Below are 374 nucleotides of genomic sequence, written 5' to 3' on the forward strand. Positions count from 1 at the left end.
TTATTTCTCGGTTAAAATTATAATTAAAATATAATTAATACAGAAAATAATATTATCTAGTTTTCAAAGAACAAAGTTGACACTTTCGTGTCAATGGAGAATAACGGGATCGAACCGTTGACCTCCTGCTTGCAAAGCAGGTGCTCTCCCAGCTGAGCTAATTCCCCAAAATATTCGATTGTCACTTACCAGTAACGATGGGTCTAAGTGGACTCGAACCACCGACCTCACGCTTATCAGGCGTGCGCTCTAAACCAGCTGAGCTATAGACCCAAAAGCGCGAACATTTATTTTAACGAGAGTAAAACTCTCAAAACTAAACAAGACTTCAATAATGTAAGGTTTCCGAATTTTTCCTTAGAAAGGAGGTGATC

General features: G+C 38.5%; 2 tRNA genes. Both read right to left on the bottom strand.

What is annotated here, in order from left to right:
- Positions 1-94: 94 nt before the first annotated feature.
- Positions 95-167, bottom strand: a tRNA-Ala gene (locus AC6UDC_RS06915).
- A gap of 31 nt (positions 168-198) precedes the next feature.
- A tRNA-Ile gene (locus AC6UDC_RS06920) sits at positions 199-273 on the bottom strand.
- Positions 274-374 lie beyond the last annotated feature (101 nt).

The organism is Fructilactobacillus sp. X7R7C1 (assembly GCF_059901065.1).